Source organism: Collinsella sp. (assembly GCF_052346665.1).
GTDB lineage: Bacteria > Actinomycetota > Coriobacteriia > Coriobacteriales > Coriobacteriaceae > Collinsella.
In genome coordinates this window covers 31161-45015 of the sequence record NZ_DAWDUX010000002.1, presented here as the reverse complement: position 1 = coordinate 45015, position 13855 = coordinate 31161, and the positions used below count along the sequence as shown (strand labels likewise).

10 protein-coding genes are annotated in these 13855 nt (G+C 59.7%); 9 read left to right on the top strand and 1 reads right to left on the bottom strand.

Annotation, left to right across the window (positions count from 1 at the left end):
* Positions 1 to 25 precede the first annotated feature (25 nt).
* From ACT8II_RS00785 to ACT8II_RS00755, 7 genes are all read left to right on the top strand, one after another.
* Positions 26 to 1402: a PTS transporter subunit EIIC gene (locus ACT8II_RS00785; protein ID WP_006721515.1), complete on the top strand. Its 1377-nt coding sequence runs from the start codon at positions 26 to 28 to the stop codon at positions 1400 to 1402.
* A gap of 4 nt (positions 1403 to 1406) precedes the next feature.
* Positions 1407 to 2849, top strand: a complete 1443-nt coding sequence (locus ACT8II_RS00780; RefSeq protein ID WP_294121922.1) for a glycoside hydrolase family 1 protein — start codon at positions 1407 to 1409, stop codon at positions 2847 to 2849.
* 458 nt (positions 2850 to 3307) lie between these two features.
* Positions 3308 to 3739, top strand: coding sequence for a double zinc ribbon domain-containing protein (locus ACT8II_RS00775; protein ID WP_294121923.1), 432 nt, complete (start codon positions 3308 to 3310; stop codon positions 3737 to 3739).
* 217 nt (positions 3740 to 3956) lie between these two features.
* Complete coding sequence (gene thrS / locus ACT8II_RS00770) at positions 3957 to 5717, top strand: threonine--tRNA ligase (RefSeq protein WP_294121924.1); 1761 nt, start codon at positions 3957 to 3959, stop codon at positions 5715 to 5717.
* 186 nt (positions 5718 to 5903) lie between these two features.
* Positions 5904 to 6713 carry a PLP-dependent transferase gene (locus ACT8II_RS00765; RefSeq protein WP_118653712.1) on the top strand — a complete coding sequence of 270 codons (810 nt, stop codon included), beginning with the start codon at positions 5904 to 5906 and terminating at the stop codon, positions 6711 to 6713.
* Positions 6714 to 6917: 204 nt separating this feature from the next.
* Entirely contained in the window at positions 6918 to 7493 is a 576-nt protein-coding gene (locus ACT8II_RS00760; protein ID WP_443812793.1) for a manganese efflux pump MntP, read from the top strand.
* A 571-nt stretch (positions 7494 to 8064) separates the two neighbouring features.
* On the top strand, positions 8065 to 9024 hold the full coding sequence (locus tag ACT8II_RS00755) for a hypothetical protein (protein WP_443812792.1): 960 nt from the start codon (positions 8065 to 8067) through the stop codon (positions 9022 to 9024).
* Between the two features lie 207 nt (positions 9025 to 9231).
* Here the strand turns inward: ACT8II_RS00755 and ACT8II_RS00750 are convergent, their stop codons facing one another.
* Complete coding sequence (locus ACT8II_RS00750; protein ID WP_118653709.1) at positions 9232 to 9567, bottom strand: winged helix-turn-helix domain-containing protein; 336 nt, start codon at positions 9565 to 9567, stop codon at positions 9232 to 9234.
* Between the two features lie 228 nt (positions 9568 to 9795).
* Here ACT8II_RS00750 and ACT8II_RS00745 point away from each other — a divergent pair, with 228 nt between their 5' ends.
* Complete coding sequence (locus ACT8II_RS00745; protein ID WP_412108131.1) at positions 9796 to 11307, top strand: IMP dehydrogenase; 1512 nt, start codon at positions 9796 to 9798, stop codon at positions 11305 to 11307.
* Between the two features lie 183 nt (positions 11308 to 11490).
* Positions 11491 to 13855: leucine--tRNA ligase (leuS, locus tag ACT8II_RS00740; protein ID WP_443812791.1), on the top strand; the 2365-nt coding region annotated here is incomplete at its 3' end.

Below are 13855 nucleotides of genomic sequence, written 5' to 3'. Positions count from 1 at the left end.
CAGGTTTCGAACAAGGGAGCTTGGAATGGGTTCGAAAAAGTACGACGAGCTCGCCAATCGAGTTATCGATTTGGTGGGTGGCAAGGACAACATCAGCTACTTTACTCACTGTGTTACGCGGTTGCGTTTCAACCTTAAGGATAAGGGTCTGGCGAATAAGGGCGAGCTTGATGGCCTTTCGGGTGTAATTGGCACTCAGTGGTCGGGCGACCAGCTTCAAATTATTGTCGGCCAGCAGGTCGGCGAGGTCTATGCTGCGATTTGCGATCGCAGCGGCCTGGCGCGCGAGGACGCAATCGACGAGAATCTCGACTCGAATCTCACTGGCAAGCGCGATTTTTCGCCGAGGCATATGTTCGATCTTTTTTTCGATACGCTATCAGGCATTTTTGCCCCGTTTATTCCAGCAATAGTTTCTTGTGGCCTGCTCCAGGGAGTTTTGTACTCCATCCAGACATTTGGTTGGATTAGCGCTGATTCGGTTGAATATAATTTCTTTTACACCTGCGCAAATACCGCTTTCTATTTCATGCCGGTACTGATCGCATTTTCGGCTGGAAAGAGATTTAAGTGCAACCCTTATGTGGCAGCGGCGCTTGGCGCAGTTCTTATTCATCCTACGTTTACCGGAATGTCCGGCGAGACCATTGAGCTGTTTGGGGTTATACCTATCACGTTCGCGAATTACTCCTCTACGGTCGTTCCTGCAATTTTGACCGTGTATGTTGCCTCATGGATTGAGCGTGCTTGCAAGAAGGTGGTCCCGGCAATGCTGGACATCATCGTTACCCCGTTCGTAACGTTTTTGGTCGCAGCAATTATTGGCTTCTCGCTCCTTGCGCCTGCGGGCAATTTCTTGGGGACCTTTGTCGCTGAGGGAATACTTTGGCTCTACACTTCGCTCGGCCCCGTCGGCGGTGCAATTTGTGCTGCCGTCTACCCCTTCATGCTTGCGACTGGTATGCAAGTCGCAATGTCTCCCATTACCGTGCAGAATCTGGCTACGCTCGGATACGACTTCATCTATCCCTGCACGGCTGCTTCTAATGCCGCTATGGCAGCTTGCGCATTGTATATCTTCTTTACTGCAAAGAACAAAAACATCAAGTCGATTGGCTCCTCCACTGGTGTCACCGCTCTGATTGGCGTGACTGAGCCGGTTTTCTTTGGACTCATTGCGAAGTATCGCAAGGCGATGATTGCAACGATTATTGGCGGTGCCGCCGGTGGCGTTGTGATGGGCTTATTTACCGTGCAATATCTTTCATTTGGATTTGTCCCATTTGGCACGCTTCCTCTGGCGATGACCGAGACATTCCCGTACTACATGATTGGCGTATGCCTCTCGATGGTCGTCGCGGTTATTTCTATGCGCGTCTTGAATTTTACGGATGAGGAGTAATCTGATGGGATTCAAAGAAGGTTTTTTGTGGGGTGGTGCAACATCTGCGAGTCAGTGTGAGGGCTCCTTTGATCTCGATGGAAAGGGCCTGAGCGTCTCGGATGTCGTATCTAGCGGCTCTCATCACAGCCCGCGTCGGATTTGTCTTGACAGAGATCCGGCTTATGCATTTCCTTCGGAATGGGGATCGGACTGCTACCGTCGTTTTGAGGAAGATATAGAGCTATTTACGGAAATGGGGTTCAAGGCTTATAGATTTTCGATCGATTGGAGTCGCATCTTTCCACATGGTGACGATGCCGAGCCAAATGAAGCTGGTCTTGACCACTATGAACGTTTGCTCAGCGCGCTTCGCGAACATGATATTGAGCCGGTGGTAACGCTTTCGCACAGCGAAATGCCGCTTAACCTTGTGAAAAAATATGGAGGGTGGAGAAATAAGCGGGTAATAGAGTTTTACGTACGTTATTGCTCGGCCGTTTTTTCTCGATATCGAGGGCTGGTAAAGTACTGGCTTCCGTTCAATGAAGTCAATGACATGCTGCTCCCGATGAGCGCATTCGGTCAGGGCGGTATCTATCATGATGGGACGGAATCTTTCACTGAGCAGCCAGATTATCCAAATGAACGCATGAATGCTCTCAACAACATCCTTATTGCCTCCGCCCGAGCGGTGAAGATGGGTCGAGATATTAACCGTGATTTCAGTTTTGGAACGATGATTTGCCACATCACGCAGTATCCGCGCACGTGTTGTCCAGAGGACCAGCTTCTCGTCCAGATGGACGATCTCTATCGCAATTGCATGTGCTCTGACGTGATGTTGCGGGGCGAGTACCCGTACTATGCCTGGACTTATTTCCGCAGGCACGGTATCGAGCTCGAACTCACTGACAAGGAGCGCGCGGATCTCAAAGCAGGCACGTGCGATTTCTACACGTTTTCGTATTACCAGAGCATCTGTCAGACAACGCGTGCTGAGGAGTTTGGAGATCAGACGGGTGGCAACATCATGGGAGGTGTCCGCAACCCGTACCTGGAGCTTACGGATTGGGATTGGCCCATTGATCCGGTTGGCTTGCGCTATACGTTGAATAAGGTGTACGACCGGTATCGAGTTCCCGTAATGATCACGGAAAACGGTCTTGGCGCTGTTGATGTCTTTGAGGCTGATGGGTCGATTCACGATCAATATCGCATTGACTATCTTCGTCGTCACATTGAGGAGATGAGGAAAGCTGTTGATGATGGCGTGGACCTTATTGGCTATACGCCGTGGGGTTGCATCGATCTTGTGAGCATGTCGACAGGTGAGATGAAAAAGCGATACGGGTTTATTTACGTTGATGCGGATGATGAAGGAAACGGCACATTCGATCGTTTTCGTAAAGACAGTTTCTATTGGTATAAGCGCGTCATTGCGACTAACGGCGAGGATTTGAGCTAGGCACCTTGCTGTTTCTGGGGCGTTGACGCTGTATGTCTTCGATACGTACTGTCAAGGCTGGCTCGTTGTGCCTTGGCGTTGCCGCGTAGGGCCTCTTTCCTCAAAGGTGTGCCACTTCTTGGTGGTCACAATGGGCGGTGAGGGCATTCGGCTCCGAGAGTTAACTTTCGGAGCCGAATTTCACTGAGCTGACGTCTATTTCTCTTCGAGAGTTAACTCTCGAGGTGCATTTGCGGGATTAAAGAAGGGCGAGGTATTGAGAGCGCCGCATATGGGGTTGCCATTGTATTCGGGCAATCAACGTTACGTTGGTGTTCCGGCTCGTTCGCTATGTCATTAACGTGCGAGACGTTACGCGGCGTTATCCGAAGGGTGCATGAAACTGAGCATGGGTATACAATACCGAACGATTGTGACCAGCTTTGCGCCGTGCGCAACCGGCTGAAAGGTATGTCCGCATGTCCAAGTACATCGAGGAGCTTATGTCGCCTCAATTGATGATGGTCGTCTATGTTTTCATCGCGTTCGTCGTCGCCCTTTACCTGCTTTCCGTCGCTTACGTCTTCATCGACGCCAAACGTCGCGGTGTTCAGGCATTTTGGGCGTGGGGCCTGCTTGCCCTCATTCCGTTTGTCGGTCTGATCGCCTACCTGGTCATGCGTCCCAGCATGTACGCCTCCGATCGCGAGGAGCAGGAGCTCGAGATGGCTCTTCGCGAGCGTCAGCTTGCCCAGTACGGCAACTGCCCCAATTGCGGTACCACCATCGAGAAGGACTTTATCGTGTGCCCCGTCTGCAACACGCAGGTTCGCAACGTATGCCCCACCTGCAAGAAGCCGCTCGAGGCTCATTGGAAAGTTTGCCCGTACTGCCGTACTCACATCCAATAGGCGCGTCTGCGCCCCATGTAGCGCATGGGGTCTCTTGCCGCGCGCCGATCCGCACCCGTCATCGCATCCCGATGGCGGGTGCGCTTTCAAATGGGGGAGCTAATAGGGGAGAAGTCGGCTTGCGCATGACGTCTTCGTTTGGAAACGCATCCCCATATGAAAACGGGTACACTTAGACAGCCATTCAGGTAATACACCTTATAAGGAAGGTACTCATATGAAGGCTCTGTTCAACGACGGCTCTGTAGCCGAGGTCGAGGGCGACGAGGCCCTGCACGTCATCCGCCACTCCGCCGCCCACATCATGGCCCAGGCCATCAAGCGCCTGTATCCCGAGGCCGACTTCGCCTACGGCCCCGCCACCGACAACGGTTTCTACTACGACGTCGATCTCGGCGACAAGACCCTCTCCGAGGACGATTTGCCCGCCATCGAGGCCGAGATGAAGAAGATCGTTAAGGAGAACCTCAAGTTCCAGGTTTTCGAGCTGCCCCGCGAGGAGGCCATCGCCCTCATGGAGGAGCGCGGCGAGAAGTACAAGGTCGAGCACATCGGCGACCTTGCAGACGATGCCCGTATCACCTTCTACCAGCAGGGCGATTACATCGACATGTGCGTCGGCCCGCACCTCACCTACACCAAGGCCCTCAAGGCGTTCAAGCTCACCGGCGTGTCCGGCGCCTATTGGAAGAACGACGCCAATAACAAGATGCTCACCCGCATCAACGGCACCGCCTTCGCCACCAAGGACGAGCTCGAGGCGCACCTCACCATGCTGGAGGAGGCCAAGAAGCGCGACCACCGCAAGATCGGCCGCGAGATGGACCTCTTTATGATGCGCGACGAGGCCCCCGGCTTCCCGTTCTTCCTGCCCAACGGCATGATCCTTAAGAACACGCTGCTGGACTACTGGCGCGAGATCCACCACAAGGCCGGCTACGTGGAGATCTCCACGCCGCTCATCATGAACAAGCAGCTGTGGAAGACCAGCGGCCACTGGGATCACTACAAGGACAACATGTACTCCACCGTCATCGACGACGAAGAGTATTGCATTAAGCCCATGAACTGCCCGGGCGGCGTGCTGGTGTACGCCTCCAAGCCGCACTCCTACCGCGAGCTGCCCATCCGCGCCGGCGAGATTGGCCTGGTGCACCGTCACGAGCTGCGCGGCGCCCTGCACGGCCTGTTCCGCGTGCGCTGCTTTAACCAGGACGACGCCCACCTGTTTGTGCGTCCCGACCAGCTGACCGACGAGATCGTGGGCGTGGTCAACCTCATCGACTCCGTGTACCAGAAGTTTGGCTTTAAGTACCACGTTGAGCTTTCCACCCGCCCCGAGGACTCCATGGGCTCCGACGAGGACTGGGCTCGCGCCGAGGAGGGCCTGCGCACCGCTCTGGAGCAGCTGCACATGGACTACGAGGTCAACGAGGGCGATGGCGCATTCTACGGACCCAAGATCGACTTCCACCTCGAGGATTCCCTCGGCCGCACCTGGCAGTGCGGCACCGTGCAGCTCGATTTCCAGATGCCGCAGAACTTCGACCTCACCTACGTGGATGCCGACGGCGAGAAGAAGCGCCCGATCATGCTGCACCGCGTATGCTTCGGCTCCATCGAGCGTTTCATCGGCATCTTGATCGAGCACTTTGCGGGCAAGTTCCCCGTGTGGCTTGCCCCGATGCAGGTCAAGGTCCTGCCCGTCTCCGAGAAGAGCCGCGACTACGCGAACGAGGTCACGGCGAAGCTCGAGGCCGCCGGCATCCGCGCCGTGTGCGACAACCGCGACGAGAAGATCGGCTACAAGATCCGCGAGGCCCGCAGCACCGACCGCGTGCCCTACATGCTGATCCTGGGCGAGAAGGAGGTCGAGGCCGGCAACATCTCCGTGCGCGACCGCTCCAACGAGACGGTCCCCATGGGCGTCGATGAGTTCATCGCCAAGGTTCGCGAGGAGATCGACACCCGCGCGTAGAAGTTAGGTTCATAGATTTCGCTCTACGGGCGCCCGGTGGGCATGCGTTCACCTGGCGCCCGCATGCGTTTTGGCCGATTAAGGGTGCTTCGAATCGAAGGTATCGTTCCCGCGACCTCACCAGCGTGGGGCTTGGGGTATACTGTCCACTCATTTAACGGCGTGTCGCGAAAGGCGGTCTTGGCAGTGACGACCCAGCTGGAGCTCGAGGCTCGGTATGCGGGGGTGGTCTCTGCTAAGGCCGCCGCTTTTGTTTATGCCGATCATGTTGCGAGCCTCTGCGCTCACTCTGGTGTTATGGGTTCCGGCGACGTGCTGATTGACATGATTGGCGGTGCGGGGCTGCGTGTGGCGGACGTTCGTTCCGTTGCCGCCGATGTCCACGATGCAGGCGGCAGGCTGTTCGCGGACATCACCGTGCCGTCTCATTTCGGGTGCCACGCGTTTGATCTTGGCGCCGATGTGCAGCTCGAGGGGCTCGATCGAATTGCTGCCGGATGCTTGAGCCGCAAGGTCGTTGCCGTTTCCTCACGAGGGGTGCTGCCCGTTGCGGGGGACCGGCTTTCCGCCGCGGATCTGGATGCAATTGCCCAAGGGCTTGATTCGGCACCCGAGCGCATGCAGCGGCATTTCGACCACGCCCGCGCCCTTGCGGAATATCTCTCATGTTGCGAGGGACTCGGCTCGGTTGCGTATCCGGGCCTGCTGTGTCACCCCGATCATGATCTGGCCACTCGGGTCCTCATGCACGGCTTTGGCCCGGCTGTCGATTTCGAGCTTCCGGAGCAGTGGGGCGTTACGGCGGGGGAGTTCATCGAGCGTTGCGAACTCAACGGGCGAGCCCGTCCCGCCGGTGGGCGTCACACCCGCCTCCATGCGCGCGATGGGGCGGATGGTCGGGCGGTTCGCATATTTGCCGGTCTCGACAACCCTCTTGTGATTGCCGATGACCTCGACCAGGCGATGCGCTGGTTCTGCAATCCCCCTGAGCCGTAAATCGGGCGGGCGAGATAAGCGCAAGCGGGCCGATTGATCGGCTGAATTCAGTCCGACTTTGCTATCGCGGAGCTCGGTTGCCTGCTTGTCTCGCTCCCTTGGTAGCACACGTCGATAAAGCTTCACTGATTCGCGAAGTTTTATCGACGTGTGCTACCAATCATCGTTTCTCGATTACCCGCCTGTGTATTTTGGAGGTCTCCCATGCCTGCCATCACCACTGCATCCCTCATCGAGGCAGCTGTCCTCGGCATCGCCCTCGCCATGGACGCCATGGCGGTCACCCTGTCCAACAGCCTGTGCGAACCCGACATGCCGATGTCGAAAAAGCTCGGCATGCCCATCGCGTTCGCCCTGTTCCAGATGGGTATGCCCGTCTTGGGGTATCTCGGCGGCACCCTCATTGCCGAATACATCGAGCGCTATGCCGGCATCGTCTCCCTTGTCATTCTCGTATTTGTTGGCGGCAAGATGATTGTCGAGTCGGTGCGCGAGCTGCGTGAGCCCGAGTCGTGCCCCGCCACGAGGCTCACCTGGGCAACGATCGGCCTGGAGGCGGTCGCTACGGCGATCGACGCGTTCGTGGTGGGCGTGAGCTTCGCCGCGGAGGGGAAAGATGTTGTGCTCTACTGCGGAATGATTGGCTTGGCCACGCTTCTATGCTGCCTGCTCGTTTTGGCTGTCGGCCGAAGGCTGGGAGAGCGTTTCGGACCGCGTGCGGAGATCGCCGGAGGCGGCGTGCTCGTTTTTATTGGGCTCAAGGCTTTCCTCGGGCGCTAGCGAGGGGCGCACTTTCCTTTACCGCGTCGCACGATTCTTCCGTTTCGCACCTCACGAACCGGGTATACGACTCCTATTGGGAGCGCTTGCGGCTCTGTGCGGTTCGGCATATTTCGTTATGTTGCAGTGAATGGACGTCCTTTCAGGTACACGCGTTTCCCTGCATATCGACTACCTGCGATAATGTCGAGCTGCCGGCCTTTTGCCCGTAGCCTCCCTCTGATTAACTGCAACATTTCTCATTGCCGTGCGTTATCTCGACCGCGGGCCTTCTCAATCGGGTGCTCGCGGGTCTTTGCGCTTTAAGTGCTTGGGGATTGGGGAATGTATGCCGGTACTGCATGGCATGAGTGCGCTTTCGTATTATCGGACGCCATTGCAGGTGGTGCACGCTCGGGTCGACCCAGCGGTCTTCCACGACGGCTCGGAGGAGGGCGAGCGGCTTTATCGACTTTTGACCAGGCCCTGCCCGAATGAGAGCCATGCGACGCGCATGGTCCGCCTGCGGGCAGAAAGCGACTTGATGGGAATTCCACTGCCACTGGAGCTGTGTCCGACGGAGCCGTCCTCGATGCGTCCGAATGGGCTCGTCATTCCGCGCAGACTTCCCAGACACCAGGATCCAGACGAGCTTATCTCCCTCGGCGGCGGTTTGATGGTACCGTCCGTACCGCAGCTGTTTCTCGAGCTGGCACGCGGACGGAGCGTGGTGGAGCTCGGGCTTCTCATGATGGAAGCCTGTGGCTTGTTCGCGGTGTTTCATGAGACGCCCCAGTCCCGTGCCGTGCTCAACGCCTTGCGGGACGCCGAGGGCGAACTCGAGAGGGGAGGGCGTGCCGTCTACGCCGCCAGTTCAGGGCCATACTGCAATGCTTGCTACGACGAGTCTGGTAAACGTCTCTTGTTTATCGATGCCGGCGGCGAGTCCCACTCCTGGCGCCAAGCGACGACCTCGACCGGCCGGCGCTCCGATATGTGGGCGCGCCCTCCTTTGACGACGGCCGATGAGTTGACGGGGTACTTCGCTCGCTGCGTCGAGCGGGGAGTCCCGGTTGCGCGCAAGGCCCTCCAGGCGGCAAGGCTCGTGCTCGACGGCGCCGCGTCGCCGCTCGAGGCGAAATTCGCCATCATGCAGTTCGCTCCCGTGTCCCTCGGCGGCGATTCGTGGCCTCGGCCCTTCCTGAACAGGCGTGTGAGTTTCCTGCCCGAGCTCAGGAAGCTGGCGGGCAGGTCTTGGTGCTCTTGCGACGAGTTGTGGCCAGATCTCAAGGTCGACATCGAGCTGAACGGCGTCGCATTCCACGCAGATGAGCGCGGATTCTCCCTCGAGTCTGGCCGTCGCGCCGCGTTGGAGGCGATGGGCTATCGCGTTTTGGACGTGGCGTATGAGCAGATGGACGATTTCGAGAGCTTCGAGACGATTTGCCTGTCGTTCGCCGATGTCCTCGGATTTCGGGAGGCTCCACGGACTCGAGCGTTCTGCGAACAGCGGAAGGAGCTCCATCGTCAGGTGATGGCATTTCGTTTTTGATCGGGCGTGACCGCGGGAGCGATTACAAGTGTGCGGCACATTCGGATCGAAGGTTGGAGAAATGTTGCAGTAAAGCAGGGACGTGTTGATTGCGTATAATGTCGGTGCGCTGCCTACCTGCACTTTCAATGAGTGGATTAAGGGTGATATCTCAGCGCCCCCCAATTTCACTGCAACATTTCGCGATGATGCTTTGATGATTTCCGGTCAGGACCTAAACAGCTCGGGCATGCGCATCAAAATGAGCTCATCGATCTCGCTCTGGAGGGTCCGATATGCCAGGAGTGCGCGTTCGCCCTCGGGCGTGAGGCGAGAGCCACGCGCGCCGTCGCGCACCAAGAGCTCGCAGCCCAGATGCCCCTCCGCCTCGCGCACGATGCGCCAAGCCTTGGAGTAGGCCATACCCATGCGCTTCGCCGCACGGTTGAGCGAGCCCTCCTCCGCCACCCCTTCGAGCAGCGCCGCGCAACCGCCCCCGAACGCGCCGGGGAGGTCGCGCGCGTCGTCGGAGATGGTGAGTCGGGCATGGGCGGACAGCGGCATGGAATCTCCAAGTGTGTTGGGCGGGCTTGTTTGCAGCGGCTCGCGGATAAACGCGGCGCTCGCGCGCCTGCGAAGGGCCGAGATGGGCAGACCCTTTGAAGTCTGGCAACGACAGTCATTGTAGCAGCGCCCCTGCGCTACAATACCTTCCACTTATATCGGGCGCCAAAGGCACGGGCGATGTGAGGATCGTCTGGTCAGCCGGTAGCAATGAGTCGAAGGAGCGACATGGCAACGTTTTTCCCTGGTGAGTCCCACACTTTCTCTGAGTATCTGCTCGTCCCCGGGTACTCATCCTCGGAGTGCATTCCCAATAATGTTTCCCTCAAGACCCCTCTGACGCGCTTCAAGCGCGGTGAGGAGCCCGAGATCACTCTCAACATCCCGATGGTCTCCGCCATCATGCAGTCCGTTTCCGGCGTCGACATGGGCGTCGCCCTTGCCACCGAGGGCGGCATCTCCTTCATCTACGGCTCTCAGACCCCCGAGTCCGAGGCCGCCATGGTCAAAGCGGTCAAGGACCACAAGGCGGGTTTCGTCGAGTCCGACTCCACCCTCACCCCCGACATGACGATGGAGCAGGTCATCGCCCTCAAGGAGAAGACCGGCCACTCCACGATGCCCGTCACCGACGACGGCACGCCTCGCGGCAAGCTGCTCGGCATCGTGACGAGCCGCGATTATCGCCCCAGCCGCGACGACCACTCCAAGAAGGTCGCCGAGTTCATGACGCCCCGCGCCGAGCTCATCGTGGGCGACAAGGACATCACCCTCAAGGATGCGAACGACCTCATCTGGGACAAGAAGCTCAACGCCCTGCCCGTCGTGGACGACAACGACCATCTCGTCGGCATCGTGTTCCGCAAGGACTACGATTCCCACAAGACCAACCCCAACGAGCTGCTCGACGCCAACAAGCGCTACATGGTCGGCGCCGGCATCAACACTCGCGACTACGCCGAGCGTGTGCCGCTGCTCGTCGAGGCCGGTGCGGACGTCCTGTGCATCGACTCCTCCGAGGGCTACTCCGAGTGGCAGAAGCGCACCATCGAGTGGATTCGCGCCAACTACGGCGATTCCGTCAAGGTCGGTGCCGGCAACGTCGTCGACGCCGACGGCTTCCGCTTTTTGGCCGACTGCGGCGCCGACTTCATCAAGGTCGGCATCGGCGGCGGCTCCATCTGCATCACCCGAGAGACCAAGGGCATCGGCCGCGGCCAGGCCACCGCGCTGATCGACGTCTGCCGCGCCCGCGACGAGTACTTCGAGGAGACCGGCGTCTACGTGCCCGTGTGCTCCGACGGCGGCATCGTCTACGACTACCACATGACCCTTGCGCTCGCCATGGGCGCCGACTTCCTCATGCTCGGTCGCTACTTTGCCCGCTTCGATGAGTCCCCGACCTCCCGCGTGAACGTCAACGGCCAGTATATGAAAGAGTACTGGGGCGAGGGCTCCGCGCGCGCCCGCAACTGGCAGCGCTACGATCTGGGCGGCGCCCAGAAGTTGTCCTTCGTCGAGGGCGTCGACTCCTATGTGCCTTACGCCGGCTCGCTCAAGGATGGCGTGAACGGTACCCTGTACAAGGTCAAGTCCACTATGTGCAACTGTGGCGCGCTCTCCATCCCCGAGCTGCAGGACAAGGCTCGCCTCACGCTCGTGTCCGCCACCTCCATCGTCGAGGGCGGTGCCCACGACGTCGTGGTCAAGGACTCGCAGCAGACGGTGAGCTACAACTAAGCGGCCGATCGACGACACGGACCACGAGCGGGGCCCGCGCGGACAAGTTCTGCGCGGGCCCCGCTGTGATAGGGGAGCGGGTGAGGTCGGTCTCACCTGCAAGACCTGTTAGAATCTTGAGCGTTACCGACGCGGCGCGGCGGGTCTTGATTGACCGCTGCGCTTGAACGATAGGAGCCAACCATGTGCGATTGCCACGAGCATTGCGGCACCGAGCGCCAGGCGGGGGAGATCCCGTTCTACGACGCTCGGGCCATCGAGGAGAAGTGGATGAAGTCCTGGGAGGAGCAGAATCTCTTTGCCGTGGACACCGACTCCACCAAGCCGAAGAAGTACATCCTCGAGATGTTCCCGTATCCTTCCGGTGACCTGCACATGGGGCACGCGCGCAACTACACCATCGGCGACGCCATGGCCCGTCAGGCTCGTATGCGCGGCTACGACGTGCTGCATCCCATCGGCTTCGACGCCTTCGGCCTGCCCGCCGAGAACGCCGCCATCAAGCACAACACCCAGGCGGCGGCTTGGACGTACAAGAACATGGACCAGGCTCTCGCCACTATGAAGCGTATGGGCTTCTCCTACGACATGGACCGTCTCGTGAAGACCTGCAGCCCCGACTACTACCGCTGGGGCCAGTGGATCTTCGAGAAGCTGTGGGAGCGCGGCCTGGTGTATCGCAAGAAGAACCCAGTCAACTGGTGCCCCACGTGCGAGACCGTGCTCGCCAACGAGCAAGTGACCGAGGGCCGCTGCTGGCGCTGCGACTCGGAGGTGGAGAAGCGCGACCTCGAGCAGTGGTACATCAAGATCACCGAGTACGCCCAGGAGCTCCTCGATGACCTCGAGAAGCTGCCCGGTTGGCCCGAGCGCGTCAAGCAGATGCAGGCGAACTGGATCGGGCGCTCCGAGGGCGCCGAGGTCGATTTCACCCTGTGCGATGCCGAGGGTGACCCCATCCCGGGCGACGAGGGTAAGATTACCGTCTTCACTACGCGCGCCGACACACTGTTCGGCAACACGTTCTTCCTGCTCGCCCCCGAGTACAAGGGCCTTATGGAGCTTGTCGAGGGCACCGAGTACGAGGCAGCCGTCCGCGAGGTCGTCGAGGGTGCCAAGCACATCTCCGCCGTCGAGCGCGCCCAGGGCACCCTCGAGAAGCACGGCGCGTTCACAGGTCGTTACGTCGTCAACCCCGTCTCCGGGGCGAAGGTGCCCGTGTGGGTGGCCGACTACGTCATCTCCGACTACGGCACCGGCGCCGTCATGGCTGTTCCCTGTGGCGACCAGCGCGACTTCGAGTTCGCCAAGAAGTACGACCTTCCCATCGTTCCGATCATCCTCACCGAGGACGACCCGCTGTACGGGGACCTCAAGGACGAGCGCGCCACGCGCGTGACTTCCGTCGACTGGGACGAGGCACTTACGTGCGAGGGCACCCTGGTGCAGTCCGGTAAGTACACCGGCATGACGGGCGGCAAGCATTCCGAGGGCGAGGCCGCCATCGTTGCCGACCTTGAGGCTGCCGGCACCGGACGCCGCTCCGTGCAGTACCGTTTGCGCGACTGGCTCATCTCCCGCCAGCGCTACTGGGGCAACCCCATTCCGGCCATCCACTGCGAGCACTGCGGCATCGTCCCCGTGCCCGAGGACCGGCTGCCGGTGACCCTGCCCGAGAACCTCGACCTCGGCGCAGGTGAGACGCTCGCCGAGTGCCGCGAGTTTTACGTGACCACCTGCCCCGTGTGCGGAGCCCCGGCCCGCCGCGAGACTGACACCATGGACACCTTCACGTGCTCCAGCTGGTACTACCTGCGTTACACCGACCCACATAACACCGAGCTCCCGTTCTCCCGCGAGGCCGCCAACCGCTTCATGCCGGTCGATAACTACATCGGTGGCATCGAGCATGCTATCCTGCACCTGCTCTACAGCCGCTTCTTTACCAAGGCTCTGCGCGACATGGGGCTGCTCGACGTCGATGAGCCCTTCACCAACCTGCTGTGCCAGGGCATGGTGAAGGACGAGAACGGCGACACCATGTCCAAGTCGAAGGGCAATGTCGTCCCGCCGAGCTCGGTCATCGAGCCCTTTGGCGCCGACACCATGCGCCTCGCGATCCTGTTCATCGCCCCGCCCGAGAAGGACTTCGACTGGGACCCCAACGCCGTCGAGGGTGCGAACCGCTTCATCAAGCGCGCGTGGCGCACCGTGTGGCAGCTCGCCGAAACCGCCGGCGATGCGACTGCTCTCGACAAGTCGACGCTTTCCAAGCCCGCTCTCGAGCTCTACCGTGAACGCCATCGCACCCTTGCCAAGTGCACCGAGGACTTCGACCGCGGCCAGTTCAACACCGCGATCTCGGCGATGATGGAGCTCGTGAACGCCGCGAACGCCTACCTCAACGCTGTGCCTGCGACCGAGCGCGACGTCGCCCTCACCGCACTCGTCGCCTGCGACATCGTCTCGGTCCTGGCTCCGATCTGCCCGTTTGCCTGTGAGGAGCTCTGGCACGCGGCACTCGGCCGCGAGGGGAGTGTCTACACCG

Bases quoted from the DNA above. Each gene is read 5' to 3' on its own strand.
- ACT8II_RS00785 (WP_006721515.1), top strand. From the start codon at position 26: ATGGGTTCGAAAAAGTACGACGAGCTCGCCAATCGAGTTATCGATTTG.
- ACT8II_RS00780 (WP_294121922.1), top strand. From the start codon at position 1,407: ATGGGATTCAAAGAAGGTTTTTTGTGGGGTGGTGCAACATCTGCGAGT.
- ACT8II_RS00775 (WP_294121923.1), top strand. From the start codon at position 3,308: ATGTCCAAGTACATCGAGGAGCTTATGTCGCCTCAATTGATGATGGTC.
- thrS (WP_294121924.1), top strand. From the start codon at position 3,957: ATGAAGGCTCTGTTCAACGACGGCTCTGTAGCCGAGGTCGAGGGCGAC.
- ACT8II_RS00760 (WP_443812793.1), top strand. From the start codon at position 6,918: ATGCCTGCCATCACCACTGCATCCCTCATCGAGGCAGCTGTCCTCGGC.
- ACT8II_RS00755 (WP_443812792.1), top strand. From the start codon at position 8,065: ATGCGTCCGAATGGGCTCGTCATTCCGCGCAGACTTCCCAGACACCAG.
- ACT8II_RS00750 (WP_118653709.1), bottom strand. From the start codon at position 9,567: ATGCCGCTGTCCGCCCATGCCCGACTCACCATCTCCGACGACGCGCGC.
- ACT8II_RS00745 (WP_412108131.1), top strand. From the start codon at position 9,796: ATGGCAACGTTTTTCCCTGGTGAGTCCCACACTTTCTCTGAGTATCTG.